This is a genomic window from Lentzea sp. JNUCC 0626, assembly GCF_043632865.1.
GTDB lineage: Bacteria > Actinomycetota > Actinomycetes > Mycobacteriales > Pseudonocardiaceae > Lentzea.
In genome coordinates, this window is the sequence record NZ_CP171635.1 from 5,056,420 (window position 1) to 5,072,699 (window position 16,280).

At 68.6% G+C, this 16,280-nt stretch carries 19 protein-coding genes; 7 read left to right on the top strand and 12 right to left on the bottom strand.

What is annotated here, in order from left to right; genetic code table 11:
- Positions 1-6: 6 nt before the first annotated feature.
- Together JNUCC0626_RS22375 and miaB are read right to left on the bottom strand one after the other, a co-directional pair.
- On the bottom strand, positions 7-513 hold the full coding sequence (locus JNUCC0626_RS22375) for an Rv2732c family membrane protein (protein ID WP_394621729.1): 507 nt from the start codon (positions 511-513) through the stop codon (positions 7-9).
- Positions 510-1,994 (bottom strand): tRNA (N6-isopentenyl adenosine(37)-C2)-methylthiotransferase MiaB, encoded by a 1,485-nt coding sequence (gene miaB / locus JNUCC0626_RS22380; RefSeq protein ID WP_394621730.1) that lies wholly within the window; start codon positions 1,992-1,994, stop codon positions 510-512. Before miaB ends, JNUCC0626_RS22375 begins: the two co-directional genes overlap by 4 nt.
- A gap of 143 nt (positions 1,995-2,137) precedes the next feature.
- Between miaB and JNUCC0626_RS22385 the strand changes: the two genes are divergently transcribed.
- The gene (locus JNUCC0626_RS22385) at positions 2,138-3,049 is read left to right on the top strand and encodes a TAXI family TRAP transporter solute-binding subunit (RefSeq protein ID WP_394622076.1); all 912 of its coding nucleotides are present in this window, start codon (positions 2,138-2,140) and stop codon (positions 3,047-3,049) included.
- 10 nt (positions 3,050-3,059) lie between these two features.
- On the opposite strand, the gene JNUCC0626_RS22390 is transcribed toward JNUCC0626_RS22385, so the two are convergent.
- Positions 3,060-4,001, bottom strand: a complete 942-nt coding sequence (locus JNUCC0626_RS22390) for a hypothetical protein (RefSeq protein ID WP_394621731.1) — start codon at positions 3,999-4,001, stop codon at positions 3,060-3,062.
- 223 nt (positions 4,002-4,224) lie between these two features.
- Between JNUCC0626_RS22390 and JNUCC0626_RS22395 the strand changes: the two genes are divergently transcribed.
- Positions 4,225-5,169 (top strand): M23 family metallopeptidase, encoded by a 945-nt coding sequence (locus JNUCC0626_RS22395; RefSeq protein WP_394621732.1) that lies wholly within the window; start codon positions 4,225-4,227, stop codon positions 5,167-5,169.
- 48 nt (positions 5,170-5,217) lie between these two features.
- On the opposite strand, the gene JNUCC0626_RS22400 is transcribed toward JNUCC0626_RS22395, so the two are convergent.
- Complete coding sequence (locus JNUCC0626_RS22400; protein ID WP_394621733.1) at positions 5,218-6,603, bottom strand: sensor histidine kinase; 1,386 nt, start codon at positions 6,601-6,603, stop codon at positions 5,218-5,220.
- Between the two features lie 56 nt (positions 6,604-6,659).
- Complete coding sequence (locus JNUCC0626_RS22405) at positions 6,660-7,334, bottom strand: response regulator transcription factor (RefSeq protein ID WP_266042156.1); 675 nt, start codon at positions 7,332-7,334, stop codon at positions 6,660-6,662.
- Between the two features lie 159 nt (positions 7,335-7,493).
- Here JNUCC0626_RS22405 and JNUCC0626_RS22410 point away from each other — a divergent pair, with 159 nt between their 5' ends.
- From JNUCC0626_RS22410 to JNUCC0626_RS22425, 4 genes are all read left to right on the top strand, one after another.
- Positions 7,494-8,222 (top strand): amino acid ABC transporter ATP-binding protein, encoded by a 729-nt coding sequence (locus JNUCC0626_RS22410; RefSeq protein WP_176960056.1) that lies wholly within the window; start codon positions 7,494-7,496, stop codon positions 8,220-8,222.
- Between the two features lie 40 nt (positions 8,223-8,262).
- Positions 8,263-9,156, top strand: a complete 894-nt coding sequence (locus tag JNUCC0626_RS22415; RefSeq protein WP_394621734.1) for a glutamate ABC transporter substrate-binding protein — start codon at positions 8,263-8,265, stop codon at positions 9,154-9,156.
- A 79-nt stretch (positions 9,157-9,235) separates the two neighbouring features.
- Positions 9,236-9,883: an amino acid ABC transporter permease gene (locus JNUCC0626_RS22420; RefSeq protein WP_394621735.1), complete on the top strand. Its 648-nt coding sequence runs from the start codon at positions 9,236-9,238 to the stop codon at positions 9,881-9,883.
- Complete coding sequence (locus JNUCC0626_RS22425) at positions 9,880-10,758, top strand: amino acid ABC transporter permease (protein WP_394621736.1); 879 nt, start codon at positions 9,880-9,882, stop codon at positions 10,756-10,758. Before JNUCC0626_RS22420 ends, JNUCC0626_RS22425 begins: the two co-directional genes overlap by 4 nt.
- 49 nt (positions 10,759-10,807) lie before the next feature.
- Here JNUCC0626_RS22425 and JNUCC0626_RS22430 read toward each other — a convergent pair whose 3' ends face one another.
- Genes JNUCC0626_RS22430 through JNUCC0626_RS22440 form a run of 3 tightly spaced genes read right to left on the bottom strand, consistent with a single transcriptional unit; the run spans position 10,808 to position 11,916 of the window.
- The gene (locus tag JNUCC0626_RS22430) at positions 10,808-11,275 is read right to left on the bottom strand and encodes a hypothetical protein (protein WP_394621737.1); all 468 of its coding nucleotides are present in this window, start codon (positions 11,273-11,275) and stop codon (positions 10,808-10,810) included.
- Positions 11,260-11,625, bottom strand: a complete 366-nt coding sequence (locus tag JNUCC0626_RS22435) for a hypothetical protein (protein WP_394621738.1) — start codon at positions 11,623-11,625, stop codon at positions 11,260-11,262. The genes JNUCC0626_RS22430 and JNUCC0626_RS22435 overlap by 16 nt, the downstream gene beginning before the upstream one ends.
- A gap of 21 nt (positions 11,626-11,646) precedes the next feature.
- On the bottom strand, positions 11,647-11,916 hold the full coding sequence (locus JNUCC0626_RS22440; protein ID WP_394621739.1) for a hypothetical protein: 270 nt from the start codon (positions 11,914-11,916) through the stop codon (positions 11,647-11,649).
- 114 nt (positions 11,917-12,030) lie between these two features.
- Here JNUCC0626_RS22440 and JNUCC0626_RS22445 point away from each other — a divergent pair, with 114 nt between their 5' ends.
- Positions 12,031-12,687 (top strand): response regulator, encoded by a 657-nt coding sequence (locus tag JNUCC0626_RS22445; protein ID WP_394621740.1) that lies wholly within the window; start codon positions 12,031-12,033, stop codon positions 12,685-12,687.
- A gap of 1 nt (position 12,688) precedes the next feature.
- On the opposite strand, the gene JNUCC0626_RS22450 is transcribed toward JNUCC0626_RS22445, so the two are convergent.
- The 4 genes from JNUCC0626_RS22450 to JNUCC0626_RS22465 form a co-directional block, all read right to left on the bottom strand.
- Positions 12,689-13,066 carry a hypothetical protein gene (locus tag JNUCC0626_RS22450; RefSeq protein WP_394621741.1) on the bottom strand — a complete coding sequence of 126 codons (378 nt, stop codon included), beginning with the start codon at positions 13,064-13,066 and terminating at the stop codon, positions 12,689-12,691.
- A 20-nt stretch (positions 13,067-13,086) separates the two neighbouring features.
- Positions 13,087-13,488, bottom strand: coding sequence for a hypothetical protein (locus tag JNUCC0626_RS22455; protein ID WP_394621742.1), 402 nt, complete (start codon positions 13,486-13,488; stop codon positions 13,087-13,089).
- 170 nt (positions 13,489-13,658) lie between these two features.
- Positions 13,659-14,408: a succinate dehydrogenase/fumarate reductase iron-sulfur subunit gene (locus JNUCC0626_RS22460; RefSeq protein ID WP_394621743.1), complete on the bottom strand. Its 750-nt coding sequence runs from the start codon at positions 14,406-14,408 to the stop codon at positions 13,659-13,661.
- Entirely contained in the window at positions 14,405-16,273 is a 1,869-nt protein-coding gene (locus JNUCC0626_RS22465) for a fumarate reductase/succinate dehydrogenase flavoprotein subunit (RefSeq protein WP_394621744.1), read from the bottom strand. The genes JNUCC0626_RS22460 and JNUCC0626_RS22465 overlap by 4 nt, the downstream gene beginning before the upstream one ends.
- Positions 16,274-16,280: the final 7 nt, after the last annotated feature.

Below are 16,280 nucleotides of genomic sequence, written 5' to 3' on the forward strand. Positions count from 1 at the left end.
CAGGGGCTACTGCTGCTCAGACAGCTGTGTCTCTCCTAGCTGGGGCGGGCGCGAGGCCGCGATCTTCAGCCACTTCACCAGCAGGTAGATCGTGGCGATCGCCGCGATGATCAGGCCGATGCCGGGGCCGGGGCCGACCGTCTTGTTGCTCGTCGTGGTCTGCTGCGTCCAGATCGACAGCACCCCGATGATCGAGCCCGCGAAGAGCCCGAGCGAGCACACCCACGCGAGCCCCCAGCGGCGCGCGGCCAGGGTGATGCCCGACCCGGCCACGCCGACACCCAGCGCGAGGAACGAGAACAGCCGGGGCAGGAACAGGTCCGACTCGCCGAGCAGCACCGCGAGCCCGGTGTGCTCCCCCACCCACGGCAGGATCAGCGACACCAGGATCGCGAGCACCGCGATCGAGATCGTCAGCGCGCCCGTGCCGGGATCGATGCGCTTGGCGGCCTGGTGTTCGACGGCGTCGATTTCCTTGCGCAAGAAGTCGTCCTGTTCTTGTGGATCGCTCACTGCGCCGCACACCCCGAGACGGCGGCGGGCAGTGGCGCGGGCGCTCCGAACGAGGGCAGACCCAGGCCGACGCCCGCGGTCTTGGGCTTGATGCCGGCCTCGGAGCGGTCACCGGCCTTCGTGCGGCGCCACGACAGCGGTTCGCCGTCCGCGACGAGGTAGTGCGGGGCCGCGTACGTCACGACGGCCTCCACGACGTCACCGGGACGCGGCGCGGTACCGCCAGGCGTGAAGTGCACCAGGCGGCCGTCACGGGCGCGGCCGCTCATGCGGTGCGTCTCGGCGTCGCGCTTGCCCTCGCCGGTGGCGACGAGCACCTCGACCGTGCGGCCGACCTGCTCGATGTTGAGCTGGTGCGTCATCTCGTTCTGCAACGCCACGAGCCGGTCGAACCGCTCCTGCACGACGGCCTTCGGCAGCTGGTCCGGCAGGTCGGCGGCGGGCGTGCCGGGGCGCTTCGAGTACTGGAACGTGAACGCCGACGAGAACCGCGCCTGGCGCACGACGTCGAGCGTGCCCTGGAAGTCCTCCTCGGTCTCACCGGGGAAGCCGACGATGATGTCGGTGGTGATCGCGGCGTCCGGCATCGCGGCGCGGACCTTCTCGATGATCCCCAGGTACTTCTCGGTGCGGTACGAGCGGCGCATCGCCTTGAGCAACCGGTCCGAACCGGACTGCAGCGGCATGTGCAGGCTGTGGCACACGTTCGGCGTCTCGGCCATCGCGGCGATGACGTCGTCGGTGAAGTCCTTGGGGTGCGGCGAGGTGAACCGGACGCGCTCCAGCCCGTCGATCTCCCCGCACGCGCGCAGCAGCTTGCCGAACGCCAGCCTGTCGCCGAACTCGACGCCGTAGGAGTTGACGTTCTGGCCCAGCAGCGTCACCTCCAGCACGCCCTCGTCCACCAGCGTCTGCACCTCGGCCAGCACGTCCCCGGGACGGCGGTCCTTCTCCTTGCCGCGCAACGACGGCACGATGCAGAACGTGCAGGTGTTGTTGCAGCCCACCGAGATCGACACCCAGCCCGAGTAGGCGGAGTCGCGCGCGGCCGGCAGCGAAGACGGGAACGTCTCCAGCGCGTCGAGGATCTCGACCTGCGCCTCCTCGTTGTGGCGCGCGCGTTCCAGCAGCACCGGCAGCGACCCGATGTTGTGCGTGCCGAACACGACGTCCACCCACGGCGCGCGCCGCACGATCTCGCTGCGGTCCTTCTGCGCGAGGCAGCCGCCGACCGCGATCTGCATGCCCGGGTTCGCCGTCTTCTGCGGGGCGAGGTGGCCGAGCGTGCCGTACAGCTTGTTGTCGGCGTTCTCGCGGACCGCGCAGGTGTTGAAGACGACGACATCGGGCTGCTCGGACTCGGTGGCCCGCTCGTAACCCGCGTCCTCGAGCAGTCCGGCGAGGCGCTCGGAGTCGTGCACGTTCATCTGACACCCGAACGTGCGGATCTGGAAGCTCTTGCGAACCTGCGCGGTACTCACGCCCAAAACCATAACTCCTGGTCACACGCCCAAGTCGCGCGGACCGCCCCTAGGCGGGCACATCCACACGTTGACCAGGCAGGACCTTCGTCGGGTGCAATCACGCACGACCCCCGTGGCACGATGCGCTGGTGCTGGGACGAATGCATGCCGCCGTGAGCCTGCTGACCGCCGCGACGGTCCTGACGGGCTGTAGCAGCACGGTCGCGGACGTCAAGATCACGATGGCCACGGGCAGCCCGGGCGGCGTCTACTACTCGCTCGGCAACGGCCTCGCGGACATCTGGAGCGGCCGTCTCGGCATCGTGAAACCCCAGGTCGTCGCCACCGCCGGGTCGAAGGACAACATCACCCGGCTGATCAACGACCAGGCCCAGGTCGGCTTCTCGCAGGCGGACGCGCTCGAGGGCGTCCCCGGCTCGGAGAAGCTGCGCGCGCTGGCCCGCATGCACGACGACTACCTCCAGGTCATCGTCCGCGCGGACGTGCCGGTGACGAAGCTGCGCGACCTCTCGGGCAAGCGCGTGTCGATCGGCGGGAAGGAGTCCGGCGTCGAGATCATCGCGAGCGCGCTGCTCAAGTCCGCGGGCGTCACCCCGGAGGCGGTGAACCTCAACCTCGACGACTCCGCGCAGGCGATGCGCGAGGGCAGGCTCGACGCGTTCTTCTGGTCGGGCGGCCTGCCCACCAAGACGATCACCGACCTCACCAAGGGTCTCGGCGTGCGGATGCTCGACCTGAGCGACGTGCTGTCGACGTTCCGCAAGGAGAAGCCGGTCTACGGCTCGGCGACGCTGCCCGCGTCCACCTACAACCTCCAGTCCGGGCCGGTCGGGCCCGTCATCACCCTCGTCGTGCGCAACTTCCTGCTGGTCAACGAGAAGATGCCGGACGACGTGGCCGAGGCGTTGGTGCGACAGCTGTTCGAGGGGCAACCCGAACTCGTGAAGGCCCACTCGGCGGCCCGCACCATCGAGCAGCGGTCGGCGATCGAGACGTCACCGGTACCGCTGCACAACGGCGCCATGCGTTATTACCGCGAACACAAAGTCTGATTTCCGGGGTCTAGTCCCAGTCCCAGCCTATGCCGAGCACGCCGGGCCGCACGTCCTTCGCCGTCACGTGCAGCACTCGCCCCGGCGTGAGCGTGAGTTCGTCGCCGTGGGCCAGGGTCGCGTCCACTCCGGGCTGCGCGAGGGTGTAGCAGCGCACCGGCAGGCGGGGTTCGGTGAACTGCACGCTCGCCACGTACGTGCCCACCGGATATCGGAACGCGCGGCGGTAGTCGTGGGACCGCGTGCCGGTCTCGGCGATGGTGAACCGGTACTCCAGCAGGTGCGTCCGGCCCACCGGCAGGACGTGGTCGAACAGCAGCTCCGCGGCGATCACCGGCTCCCGGTGGTGCCGCCGCACGCGTCCCAGCCGGCAGTCGCGCACGGCCTCCACGTCCAACGCGTCCGGCGGCGTGCCGCCTTCCGCGCAGTACACGGCCACGTAGCGGTCGGGCTGGCCCGCGACCGCGCGCAGCACCTGTCTGGTGTGGACCGAGCGGAGCGCACCGTGGCGGTCCACGGCGGCCGCGTCGTCCTGCGACCACAGGCGCAGGTCACCGTCGGACGGTCCGATCAGCGCCTGCATGGTCTCCGCCAGCGACTGCGCGGGTTCCAGCATCTGTCCGAAGTCGCGGCTCCGCTGCTGCTTCGACGCCCAGCGGCCACGCGGGCGCGGCGGCCCGAGCAACGCTTCGAGAGAGTGCCTGGGCAGGCCGAGAATGGCCTCGATGGCCTGCACCGCGCGCAGTGAGTCCACTCGTTCGGGACGGCTGCGGCCGAGCCGCCAGTAGCTGAGCGTGGACAGGCTGACGTGGATGCCCCGCCGGTCGAGCCGGTCGCGCAGGCGTTCCAGGGTGAGGCCGCGGTGCGCGATGGCGGCCCCCAGCGCGGCGTGGAACGGACCGGCGCGCAGCCGCACGTCGACCTCGTCGCCCGCATCGGGAGGAACGGCCACGGCGTGCCCTTCGACTGTGGAAGAAACAGTCTAGAAGTCCGGCACGGGTCGAAAACCCGACAAAAGGTGGGTATTCCTCCACAGTTTTGGCGGACGTTCCACAGTGGTGGGTCCTCAGCCTGGGCGACCTTGACCGTGCCGGTCCACCGGTATGTCATCGGCGCGGCGGCCCCTGCAAGAGCCGCCGACCCCCTGCCTTGTGCTGACTTCCCCTGGAGGGCACATGTCCCGTTCGTTGTCCGCGCGGCGATTCACCGCGCTGTTCTCCGCATTCGTGGCCGGTGCCGCGGTGCTCGTCACGCCGTCGGCGATCGCCGCCGCGCCCGATCTCGCCACCACCGTCCGCTCCGCCGTGCTCCAGCAGCACGGCGAGGCGTTGAAGCGGGAGTGGGACACGCAGACGTTGCGTGAACCGCTGTTCGAGCCGACCCGTGCGTCCGGCGCGTGGGTGTTCGGCAGCTCCACCGTCCCGATGGCCCACGGTCAGGACCACGGGTCGCCGCACATGGCGTTGTTCCTGGCCCGCAAGGAACGATCCGCGTGGCGGGTCGAGCTCGACGGCACCTCCGGGTTCGCCGAACTGGCCGCGCTGGCGCCTTCCGGCGTGCTCAGCGACGGCGAGAAGCGGACGTTCGCGGCCAACCAGAGCAGCCGCGCGCAGGCACTCGCGCCGACCGGTCTCGGCCTGCCGTGGCCGGTGAACGTGTCGTGGTGGATGGGCGGCGGCCCGCACGGCAACAGCGGCAACAGCCGGCCGTTCAGCTCCATCGACTTCAACGGCGGTGACGGCCGCGTGCTGTCCGCGGGCAACGGCCGGGTCTACAAGAGCTGCGTCGTGGGCCGCAGCGCACTGGTGAAAGTCGTGCACGACAACGGTTACAGCACCACCTACTACCACATGTACAACCTGACGACACTGGCCAACGGCAGCGCGGTGCGCACCGGCACGTACCTCGGCAACATCGGCAACGAGCTGCCGTGCGGTGGTTCGAGCACCGGGGCGCACGTGCACTTCTCGTTGCTGCGCGGCAACTCCCACGTCAGCGTGCACGGGATGACGATCGGCGGCTGGACCTTCTACGAGGGCTCGCAGGCGTACGGCGGCTACGCGCAGCGCGGGAGCACGCGAGTGGGCGTCGGCGGCCGGATCACGAACTACGGCGCCTGATCCCTGCGTTGCCGATCCCACCCGCCACCGGGTGGGATCGGCTCGCGGCTAGACGGCCGGGAGTTCGACGACGACCTTCAGGCCGCCGTCTTCCGGCGACTCCAGCCGCACGGTCCCGTCCACGCGTTCGACGATCAGCCGCACGATCGAGAGCCCGAGACCGGAGCCCGGCACGTTCTGGTGCGCGGGGCTGCGCCAGAACCGGTCGGTGGCGCGCTCGAGCTCGTCGGCCTGCAACCCCGGTCCGTGGTCGGCGACGGACATCGTGATCACGCCGTCGGCCTTGCGCGCGTCCACGACGATCAGCGTGCCCTCGGCGGTGAACTTCAACGCGTTGTCCAGCAACGCGTCCAGGATCGTCTCGACCCCGCGCGGCGGGACGAGCGCCATGCCGACCCGCTGCCCGTCGAGCACCAGGTGCACCTCCTTGGCCGCCGCGGCCGACTGCCACGCCGACAGCCGGGCCGCCACGGACTTGTCGACGTCGACCGGCACCGGGTCCACCGAACTCGACTCGGCGCGCGCCATCGCGAGCAGCTCGTCGAGGATGCGGTTGAGGCGGTCGGTCTCGGCCAGCGCCTCGACCTGGTGCACCTCCGCCTCGGCGTCGACGTGACCCTCCAGATTGGACAGCCGGAGTTTCAGCGCCGTCAACGGGTTGCGCAGCTGGTGCGAGGCGTCGGCGACGAAAGCCCGTTGCGACGCCAGCACATCGCCCACGTTCGCGGCCATCTGGTCGAAGGAACGGCTGAGCTGCCGCAGTTCCGGCGGCCCGCTCTCCGCGCCCACCGGCGGCACCGGCCGGCCCGACACCACGGCGGCGAGGAGCTTGCCCGTCGCGTCGTCGAGCGCCTGCACCGGCCGCAACGTCCAGCGCACCACCGGCAGCGCCAGCAGCACGGCGAGCGCCAGCACCAGCAGGCTCGCCGCGAGCAGCAACGCCCACCAGGCGAGCACCTCGAACCGGGTCTTCGTGGTCGGCGAGAACGTGATCACCGCGCCGCGCACCTCACCGTCGACCAGCACGGGTTCGGCGAGCACCAGCCGTGAGGTGTCCCAGGGCTGCAACAACGGCGGCGCGACCGGCAACCGTCCGGCCAACGCCTTGCTGACCAGGTCCTGCACACCGCTCTCGCCGAGCGCGAGGTCGTTGCGCGACGCCACCAGCGGCACCGTCGGCGCGTCCCTGGCCACGACCGCCACGCCGATGTCGTAGAGGTCGTCGTAGCGCTGCAACTCCGGCAGCAGCAGGTCCGGCTTGTCGTCGATCAACGGCCGGGCGGCGAGCGACGCGAACCGGCTCGTGTCGGTGAGCCGGTCCAGGAACATCTCCTGCTGCTCCGCCGCCGCCACGTTGCGGCCCAGCGGCACGCCGAGCCCCACCAGCACGAGCACGATCAGGGCGAGCACCACGCCCAGCAGTCGCGACCTCACAGCCCGTCACCCCACCCGGTCGCGACACGCCGACGCGAAAGATCACCCAATCGAGATCACACCTGCCCCAGCCGATACCCGACGCCCCGCACGGTCTCCAGCAACGACGGCCTCCCGAGCTTGGTCCGCAGCGTGGCGACGTGCACGTCGAGCGTCCGGTTCGCGCCGGACCACGTGCGGCCCCACACCTCCGCGAGGATGCGCTCCCGCGTGCACACCGCGCCACCCGCGGCCATCACCAGGGCGAGCACCTGGAACTCCTTGCGGGACAGGGCGACCGACTCCCCCGCGACCGTGACCTCGTGACGTCCCAGGTCAACCCGGACGTCGCCGGTCTCGAACACCTCCGTGGACACCGCGCCCACCCCGACCGGATCCGCGCCGCGACGCCGTCGCACGGCGTGCACCCGCGCGACGAGTTCTCCCACGTCATATGGCTTGACGAGGTAGTCGTCGGCCCCGGCGTGCAGGCCGAGGATCCGGTCGTCGATCTCCCCCCGCGCGGACACCACGATGATCGCGACGTCCGACGCGGCCCTGATGGCACGGCACAACGTCACGCCGTCCATGTCGGGCAGGCCCAGGTCGAGCAGCACCACGTCGACGCCCGCCAGGCGGTCGAGGGTGCCGCGGCCCGTGGCCTGCCGGTCCACGTGGAAACCCCGTCTGGTCAGGGCGGGGACCAAGGCCTCGGCGACCCTGTCGTCGTCCTCGACGAGCAGCACGCGCACTTTCGCTACCTCCCGGGCAACCGATGTCTGCCTGTGACAGAGTTGAGACCCTAAGTCTTGCTCAATGTCCTGGACTGGTGTGGTGGCGGACACCTAGGTTTCCGCCAACGCCGACGACCCCAAATGGAGGACTGGATGACTGCCGCCTCTGCACCGCCGATGATTCGTGTGGCGGGTGTGGACAAGTTCTTCGGCCCGTTGCACGTGCTCAAGAACGTGCAGCTGGAAGTGCCGAAGGGGCAGGTCGTGGTCGTGCTGGGGCCGTCGGGTTCCGGTAAGTCGACCCTGTGCCGGACCATCAACCGCCTCGAACCGATCGATTCCGGTGTCATCGAGGTCGACGGCCAGCCACTTCCCGCCGAAGGAAAAGAACTGGCCCGACTCCGCGCCGATGTCGGCATGGTGTTCCAGTCCTTCAACCTTTTCGCCCACAAAACCATCGTCGAGAACGTCATGCTCGCCCCGGTGAAGGTGCGCAAGACGCCCGCCGCCGACGCGCGCAAGACCGCGATGGAACTCCTGGAGCGGGTCGGTATCGCGAACCAGGCGGACAAGTTCCCCGCCCAGCTCTCCGGTGGCCAGCAGCAGCGCGCCGCGATCGCCCGCGCGCTCGCCATGAAGCCCAAGGTGATGCTGTTCGACGAGCCGACGTCCGCGCTCGACCCGGAGATGGTCCAGGAGGTCCTGGACGTCATGACGGGCCTGGCCAAGGACGGGATGACGATGCTGGTCGTCACCCACGAGATGGGCTTCGCCCGCAAGGCCGCGGACCGCGTGATCTTCATGTCCGACGGCGAGGTGGTCGAGGACTCGACCCCGGAAGAGTTCTTCTCGGCCCCGAAGTCCAACCGCGCGAAGGACTTCCTTGGCAAGATCCTGACTCACTAGTAGTCAGCCCACTTCCAGAACGAATGGCAGGAGAAGGACGATGAGGGTTCGCACCCTTGCGGCGGTGCTGCTGACGGGCGCACTGGCCCTGACCGCGTGTGGCAAGGAAGGCGCTCCGGCAGACCAGGGCGCCGCGCCCGCCGGTCTGTTCGAGGTCGCCAAGGACGTCGCCGTCGCCGGTTCGCCCACGTTCGACAAGGCGAAGTCGCGTGGTTCGCTGATCGTCGGCGTCAAGGAGGACCAGCCGGGCCTCGGTTACAAGGACCCGACGACGAACAAGTACAGCGGCTTCGACATCGACATCGCGAAGCTCATCTCGGCGAAGCTCGGCTTCGACCCCGAGAAGATCCAGTACAAGACCGTCCAGTCGGCCGCTCGCGAGCAGGCGCTGATCAACGGGGACGTCGACTACTACGTCGGCACCTACACGATCAACGCGGGCCGCAAGGAGAAGGTCGCGTTCGCGGGCCCGTACTTCGTCGCCGGCCAGGACCTGCTGGTGAAGAAGGACAACACCGACATCACCGGCCCGGACGCCCTCAAGGGCAAGAAGGTCTGCTCGGTCACCGGCTCCACCCCGGCCAAGAACGTCAAGGAGAAGGGCCTCACCGAGCCCGGCAACGTCCTCGAGTTCCAGGGCTACTCGCAGTGCGTCACCAAGCTCCTCAACGGTGAGGTCGACGCCGTCACCACCGACGACGCGATCCTCAAGGGCTACGCCGCCGCCGAGGAGGGCAAGCTGAAGGTCGTCGGCAAGACGTTCTCCAGCGAGCCGTACGGCATCGGCCTGCCGAAGGACGACAAGGCGCTGCGCGACAAGGTGAACGACGTCCTGCAGGCCTCGCTCGACGACGGCACCTGGCAGAAGATCTACGACGGCACGCTCGGCAAGTCGGGCTCGTCCGCGGAGAAGCCGAAGATCGACCGGTACTGACGGTTGTTCACGTGGCCGGTGGATCCCGCGTGGGTCCGCCGGCCGTTCCTTTGAAGGCGGACGGACGGCAAGGAAACCGATGAACGTCCTCACCAAGAACTTTTCTTTCTTCCTAGACGCGTTCGGGCAGACCCTCCAGCTCTTCGCGATCTCCGCGGTGCTGTCCCTGGTGCTGGGCACGATCCTCGCCGCGCTGAGGGTCAGCCCGGTGCCCGTCTTCCGCGGCATCGGCACGGCCTACGTGACGATCCTGCGCAACACGCCGCTGACGCTGGTGTTCGTGTTCTTCGTGTTCGCGTACCCGCTGCTCGAGATCCTGAAGATCGACGAGTACACCGCCGCGGTCGTCGCGCTGTCGCTCTACACGGCGGCGTTCGTCTGCGAGGTCGTCCGCTCGGGCATCAACACCGTGCCGGTCGGGCAGGCCGAGGCCTCCCGCGCGCTGGGCCTCACGTTCACGCAGATGCTCGGCAACGTGGTGCTGCCGCAGGCGTTGCGCTCGGTCGTGCCGCCGATGACGAGCACGATGATCGCGTTGCTGAAGAACACGACCGTCGCGTCCGGCTTCGCCGTCTTCCAGGCGGGCAACATCCGCGAGCAGCTGTCGGACCAGGGTGACAACGTCCTGCTCGGGCTCCTCTGGGTCGCTCTCGGGTTCGTCATCCTGGTCATGCCGCTGACGTACGTGCAGCAGGTCTTCGAGAAGCGCTGGAGCGTGGCCCGATGAGCATGGTGCTGTTCGACGTCCCGGGCCCGAAGGCCCGCGTCCGTCACAAGATCATGGCCGTCATCGGCATCGCGGCGATCATCGCGGCCGTCGTGTACGTGGCCATGCGGTTCATCGTCACCGACCAGTTCACGACGCGCCGGCTCGACTGGATCAACTACAAGGTGATCCAGCTGTCGCTGGTGGAGGCGATCGGCAACACGCTGTCCGCGTTCGCCGTCGGCGCCGTGCTGGCGCTCGTGTTCGGCGCGATCTTCGCGGCGGCGCGGCTGTCCGACCACGCGTGGGTGCGCGCCCCCGCGGCGGTGATCGTCGAGATCTTCCGCGCGATCCCGCTCGTGATCATGATGTTCTTCTTCTACTACGGCCTTCCCGTGGCCGGGGTGAAGCTGAGCGCGTTCACGGCGGTCGTGGTCAGCCTGATGCTGTACAACGGCTCGGTGCTCGCGGAGATCTTCCGCGCGGGCATCAACTCGCTGCCCAAGGGGCAGGCCGAGGCCGCGTACGCGCTGGGCATGCGCAAGACCCAGGTGATGACGTTCGTGCTGCTGCCGCAGGCGTTGCGGGCGATGCTGCCGACCATCATCAGCCAGCTCGTGGTGCTGCTGAAGGACACCGCGCTCGGCTTCCTCATCACGTTCGAGGAGCTGCTGCGGTGGGGTACGCGCATCGGTAATGACGCGGTGAACTTCGGTCGCCCGATGATCTCGGTGATGATCGTGGTCGCGCTGATCTACATCGGACTGTGCCTGTTGCTGACGTGGCTCGCGACTTACCTCGAGAAGCGCAACCGCCGCAACAAGAAGGTCATCAACACCGATGCCGGCGACGCCGCCAACCAGGTCCAGGTCGCCAACGCCGCGGCTTCGATCTGACGTCCGCCTGCCGAAACGGGGCGTGTCCACTTCGGACACGCCCCGTTCGTCATTTCCAGAGCACCGAATCGCAGTTGTTCGTCACGTAGTCCGCGGCCAGTGAGCCGTCGCCCCGTTCCGCTTTCGCGGCCGTCTCGCGGGCATAGCGCTGCCCGTCGGGGTCCTCGGGCGAGAACTTCGGCAGCACCTCACCCATGACCTGCAACGCCTTCGTCGCGGCTGCCTGGTCGCCGCGTTTCCGGGCGTCCTCCCAGTCGAGGTACCAGGCGCAGGAGTTGGTGATCTCCAGGACGATCCGCTCGCTGCCCGCCGGTGCCCTGTCCGGTCCCGGCCCCGACTTCTCGGCGAGCACGCCCAGGTCCGGTTTCCGGCTGTCCGGCCAGGAGAACCGCGCCGAGCCGTCCTGGAGGTCGCGGGCGTACCGCTGCTGGTCGACGAGTTCGGGGACCTGCTGAGGCGGTGCGGCGCACCCGGTCAGCAGGACGAGGGCGAGCAGCGCGGTCAGTTTCCGCTCCACCACAGCGTTCCTCCGACGGTGCCCGAGGTGTACGGGCTGTTCGAGGCGAGGCAGAACTTGGTGCCCGCCTTGAAGTTCGTGCCAACGTGCTTGCGGGTCTCCTCCATCCGCACGAACGCGCCGCGGTTGTTGCGGTCGCCGCACTTGTACCAGGCGAGCTGCATGACACCGCCCAGCGCGACCCGTGCGTCGATGTTCGAGCCGGCGACGGTGATCGTGCGCGCGGTGGTGAACCAGGTGATCTGGTTCTCCTTGAACGGCACGGTGATCGTCGTCGACGCCGCCTGCGCGGGCGTGGCCGACAGCATCGCGAAGCCCAGGGCGAACAGGCCGGCGAGAGCGCGTTTCATCGAGAGTCCCCTCCAGAGTGGTCAGACGTTCCAGTCGACGACACCGCGCCAAGCCTGTGCCTGCTCCCCCAGGACGTCGAGGCAGAACGTGGTCCCGGCGGGGAAGTTCGCGCCGAGCAGCCGCCGGGAGCGGTCACCCGCCGGGAACAGCACGGGCGCTCCGGCGACCCGTCCGTCGCGGAACCACCGGATCTCCAGGTCGACCGGGCTGTCGGTGACGCGGAGGTAGACGTCCGAGCCGTCCACGGTGACCGTGCGGACGGCGAGCAGGTCGGCCGATGCGGTGTGCATGAGCCGGAACGTAGCGGCGCAAGCGGAACCGGGTCGTCTCACGAACAGTGGATCTCCCGTCAACTTTCGCGGTACGCTCCTGGTGGGGGATCTGCCGGCGGTGACGTCACATGAATGAGGGGCGTTGTGACGCGCGTGCTCGTGGTCGACGACCAGCCGTTGTTCAGAGCCGGCCTGGTCGCCTTGCTGAACGCCGCACCGGAATTGACCGTCGTGGGCGAGGCCTCCGACGGCGCCACCGCGTGCGAACTGGCCCGCACGGCGCGGCCGGACGTGATCCTGCTCGACATCCGCCTGCCGGGGCTGACGGCGCTGAAGAACGTCGCGGGGCCGGCCAGGGTGCTGGTGCTGACGACGTTCGACCTGGACGAGTACGTCCACGAGGCGTTGCGGCTCGGCGCGGCGGGGTTCGTGCTGAAGGAGTCCGAACCGGCCCGCCTGATCGCCGCCATCGCGGCCGTGGCGTCCGGGGAGATGCAGTTCAGCCCGACGGTGATGCGCAGGCTCGTGGCGGCCTACCTGAGGGGCGGCACGGCGGCCCCGGGGAGTGACGCGGGGCTGGAGGAGCTCACGGACCGCGAACGCGAGGTGCTGCGGCTCGTCGGCACCGGGCTGACGAACACGACGATCGCGGCGCGTCTCACCGTCACCGAGGGCACGGTGAAGACGCATCTCAACCGCGTGATGACGAAGCTGCGGCTGACCAGCCGGGCTCAGGCCGTGGTGATGGCGTACGAGTCCGGACTGGTCGTGCCGCAGCTCGCCGGGTGAGCTACCAGCGCAACCCGAGGTGGGCGAAGTCGGGCGTCTGCTTGCCGACGTTGAGCGTGATCGGCCCGGCGTGGATGTTGTCGCAGGTCCACGACGCGGGCGGGTCGTCCGACCAGAACTCGCGCTTGCAGCTGGTCGGGCCCTGGCTGTCCCAGACGTCCCAGTTGGTGCGGTAGTTGACGAACGGCCACCGGCGGTCGATGTCGACGTCGATCGAGAGCCTCCCGCCGGGGAAGTCCAGCGTCGCGATCTGGCAGTCGCTCTGCGTCGGCACCGGGCCGCACACCCCCGTCACGCTGCCCGCGTGCGCGGCCGTCGCCGCCAGAGGCACCACCAGTGCCGCGATCACGGCCGCCATCATGAATTCACGAATCTTCATCGTCGTTCCCCCAGGAACTTTCAGACTTCGATGCACACGGGATTGTCGGCACGGGTGAACGTGGAGCCGGTCTGCATCCAGAACTCCGAACACCACAAAGTGCCCTCGTGCGTTTTCTGGTTCGTCTCGGCGCGATAGGACTCGAACGACGTCCAGTACTTGGTCTGGCTGTCGCTGATGTGCCCGTTCGGGCCGAACACGCGGAAGAACCCGCTCTGCGTGGGAATCATCGGCGCCCCGGCCAGCTGCGTGATCACCCGCCCGATCGTGCACGGGTCACCGCCGTCGACCAGGAAGATGTTCACCGTCCCGTTCCCCATCGACTGGTAGGGGTTGCACCGCGCCGAGTGCGCGGACGCGGACGGGACGACGACGAGACAGGACAACAACGCCACCACAACGGCAGCGAAACACCTTCGCATTTCGAATCCCCCAATTCGATGTGGACCGCTCGACCGCGATCCGTCATCAGTACAGCACCGGAACGTCGTCAACGGCGCGGCGAAATCAGGGGAACCCACGAAAGTGGCACACGAGCGAAAACTGTTCCGAGCACCGCGGGCCGGGGTTATGATCCCCGGCCCGCGGCTCGCTAGGACCGCTTGAACAGCTTGTTGCCCAACCAGACGATCGGGTCGTACTTGCGGTCGGCCACGCGCTCCTTCATGGGAATGAGCGCGTTGTCGGTGATGTGGATGTGCTCGGGGCACACCTCGGTGCAGCACTTGGTGATGTTGCACAGGCCGAGGCCGTGGTCGTCCTGCGCCTGGTCGACGCGGTCGGCCGTGTCGAGCGGGTGCATCTCCAGTTCCGCCACCCGCATCAGGAACCGCGGCCCCGAGAAGGCTTCCTTGTTCTCCTCGTGGTCACGCACCACGTGGCAGGTGTTCTGGCACAGGAAGCACTCGATGCACTTGCGGAACTCCTGCGAGCGTTCCACGTCGACCTGCTGCATCCGGTACTCGCCCGGCGCCAGGTCCTTCGGCGGCGCGAACGACGGGACCTCACGCGCCTTGGTGTAGTTGAAGGACACGTCGGTGACGAGGTCGCGGATGATCGGGAACGTCCGCATCGGCGTGACCGTGATCGTCTCGCCCTCGGTGAAGGTCGACATCCGGGTCATGCAGAGCAGCCGCGGCCGTCCGTTGATCTCGGCGGAACACGAACCGCACTTGCCGGCCTTGCAGTTCCACCGCACCGCGAGGTCCGGCGCCTGCGTCGCCTGGAGCCGGTGGATGATGTCGAGGACGACCTCGCCCTCGTTGACCTCGACGGTGAAGTCCTCCAGCGCGCCGCCGGAGTCGTCGCCGCGCCACACCCGGAACTTCCCCTGGTAGCTCATGACAACTCCTCCGCGGTGAGGTACTTCTCCAGCTCCGTGCGCTCGAACAGGTCCAGCAGGTCGTTGCGGATCGGGATCTGCGGCTTCTCCGTCACGCTCGCCCCGTCGCCGTCGGCCTGGCACACCAACAGCTTCCGGCGCCACTCCGCGTCCATCACGGGGTGGTCGTCGCGGGTGTGCCCGCCGCGCGACTCGGTGCGCAGCAACGCGGCCTTCGCCACGCACTCCGACACCAGCAGCATGTTGCGCAGGTCGAGCGCGAGGTGCCAGCCGGGGTTGAACTGCTGGTGGCCCTCGACGGTGAGCGAGCGGGCGCGTTCCTTGAGCTTCTCCAGCCGCTGCAACGCCTCCTCCATCTCACCGGCGCGGCGGATGATGCCGACGAGGTCGTTCATCGACTGCTGGAGTTCCATGTGCAGCGTGTACGGGTTCTCGCCGCCCTCTTCCTGGAACGGCTTGAGCGCCATCGCGCGTGCCTCGGTGACGGTCTCCTCCGCCACCTTCGGGCGTTCGCTCATCGCCCGCACGTACTCCGACGCTCCCGCGCCCGCACGCCGTCCGAAGACGAGCAGGTCCGACAGCGAGTTGCCGCCGAGCCGGTTCGAGCCGTGCATGCCGCCGGAGACCTCACCGGCCGCGTAGAGCCCTGGCACGGAAGAGGATCCGGTGTCCGGGTCGACCTCGACGCCGCCCATGACGTAGTGGCACGTCGGCCCCACCTCCATGGGTTGCGCGGTGATGTCCACATCGGCCAGTTCCTTGAACTGGTGGTGCATGGACGGCAGCCGGCGCCGGATCTCCTCGGCGGGCAGACGCGTTGACACGTCGAGGAAAACGCCGCCGTGGGGTGAGCCGCGCCCGGCCTTGACCTCGGAGTTGATCGCGCGGGCGACCTCGTCGCGGGGCAGCAGTTCCGGTGGGCGCCGGTTGTTGGCCTGGTCGGTGTACCAGCGGTCGGCCTCGGCCTCGTTGTCGGCGTACTTGTCCTTGAACACCTCGGGGATGTAGTCGAACATGAACCGCTTGCCGTCGGAGTTGCGCAGCACGCCGCCGTCACCGCGCACGGACTCGGTGACGAGGATGCCCTTGACCGACGGCGGCCAGACCATGCCGGTGGGGTGGAACTGGATGAACTCCATGTTGATCAGCGAGGCCCCGGCGCGCATCGCGAGTGCGTGCCCGTCCCCGGTGTACTCCCAGGAGTTCGAGGTGACCTTGAACGACTTGCCGATGCCGCCGGTCGCGAGGATCACCGCGGGTGCCTCGAAGAGCACGAACCGGCCGGACTCGCGCCAGTAGCCGAACGCGCCGGAGATCTTGTCGCCGTCCTTCGTGAGCTCGGTGACGGTGAACTCCTGGAACACGCGCAGGCGTTCCTCGTAGTCGCCGAACTCCTTGAAGTCGTCCTGCTGCAACGACACGATCTTCTGCTGCAACGTGCGGATCAGTTCGAGGCCGGTGCGGTCACCGACGTGGGCGAGGCGCGGGTACTCGTGGCCACCGAAGTTGCGCTGCGAGATCCGGCCGTCCTTGGTGCGGTCGAACAGCGCGCCGTAGGTCTCGAGTTCCCAGACCCGTTGCGGCGCCTCCTGTGCGTGCAGCTCGGCCATGCGCCAGTTGTTGAGGAACTTGCCTCCGCGCATGGTGTCGCGGAAGTGCACCTGCCAGTTGTCGCTCTCGTTCGCGTTGCCCATGGCGGCGGCGATGCCGCCCTCGGCCATGACGGTGTGGGCCTTGCCGAACAACGACTTGCAGAGAACGGCGGTGCGCAGGCCGTGCTCACGGGCCTCGATCGCGGCTCGCAGACCGGCACCACCCGCGCCGATCACGAGGACGTCGAACGAATGCCTTTCCAGCTCGGGCAAAACCACT

Excerpts from the sequence above, each read along its gene's own strand:
- JNUCC0626_RS22385 (WP_394622076.1), top strand. The coding sequence starts at position 2,138 with ATGCATGCCGCCGTGAGCCTGCTGACCGCCGCGACGGTCCTGACGGGC.
- JNUCC0626_RS22395 (WP_394621732.1), top strand. The coding sequence starts at position 4,225 with ATGTCCCGTTCGTTGTCCGCGCGGCGATTCACCGCGCTGTTCTCCGCA.
- JNUCC0626_RS22410 (WP_176960056.1), top strand. The coding sequence starts at position 7,494 with ATGATTCGTGTGGCGGGTGTGGACAAGTTCTTCGGCCCGTTGCACGTG.
- JNUCC0626_RS22415 (WP_394621734.1), top strand. The coding sequence starts at position 8,263 with ATGAGGGTTCGCACCCTTGCGGCGGTGCTGCTGACGGGCGCACTGGCC.
- JNUCC0626_RS22420 (WP_394621735.1), top strand. The coding sequence starts at position 9,236 with ATGAACGTCCTCACCAAGAACTTTTCTTTCTTCCTAGACGCGTTCGGG.
- JNUCC0626_RS22425 (WP_394621736.1), top strand. The coding sequence starts at position 9,880 with ATGAGCATGGTGCTGTTCGACGTCCCGGGCCCGAAGGCCCGCGTCCGT.
- JNUCC0626_RS22435 (WP_394621738.1), bottom strand. The coding sequence starts at position 11,625 with ATGAAACGCGCTCTCGCCGGCCTGTTCGCCCTGGGCTTCGCGATGCTG.
- JNUCC0626_RS22440 (WP_394621739.1), bottom strand. The coding sequence starts at position 11,916 with ATGCACACCGCATCGGCCGACCTGCTCGCCGTCCGCACGGTCACCGTG.
- JNUCC0626_RS22445 (WP_394621740.1), top strand. The coding sequence starts at position 12,031 with ATGAGGGGCGTTGTGACGCGCGTGCTCGTGGTCGACGACCAGCCGTTG.
- JNUCC0626_RS22450 (WP_394621741.1), bottom strand. The coding sequence starts at position 13,066 with ATGAAGATTCGTGAATTCATGATGGCGGCCGTGATCGCGGCACTGGTG.
- JNUCC0626_RS22455 (WP_394621742.1), bottom strand. The coding sequence starts at position 13,488 with ATGCGAAGGTGTTTCGCTGCCGTTGTGGTGGCGTTGTTGTCCTGTCTC.
- JNUCC0626_RS22460 (WP_394621743.1), bottom strand. The coding sequence starts at position 14,408 with ATGAGCTACCAGGGGAAGTTCCGGGTGTGGCGCGGCGACGACTCCGGC.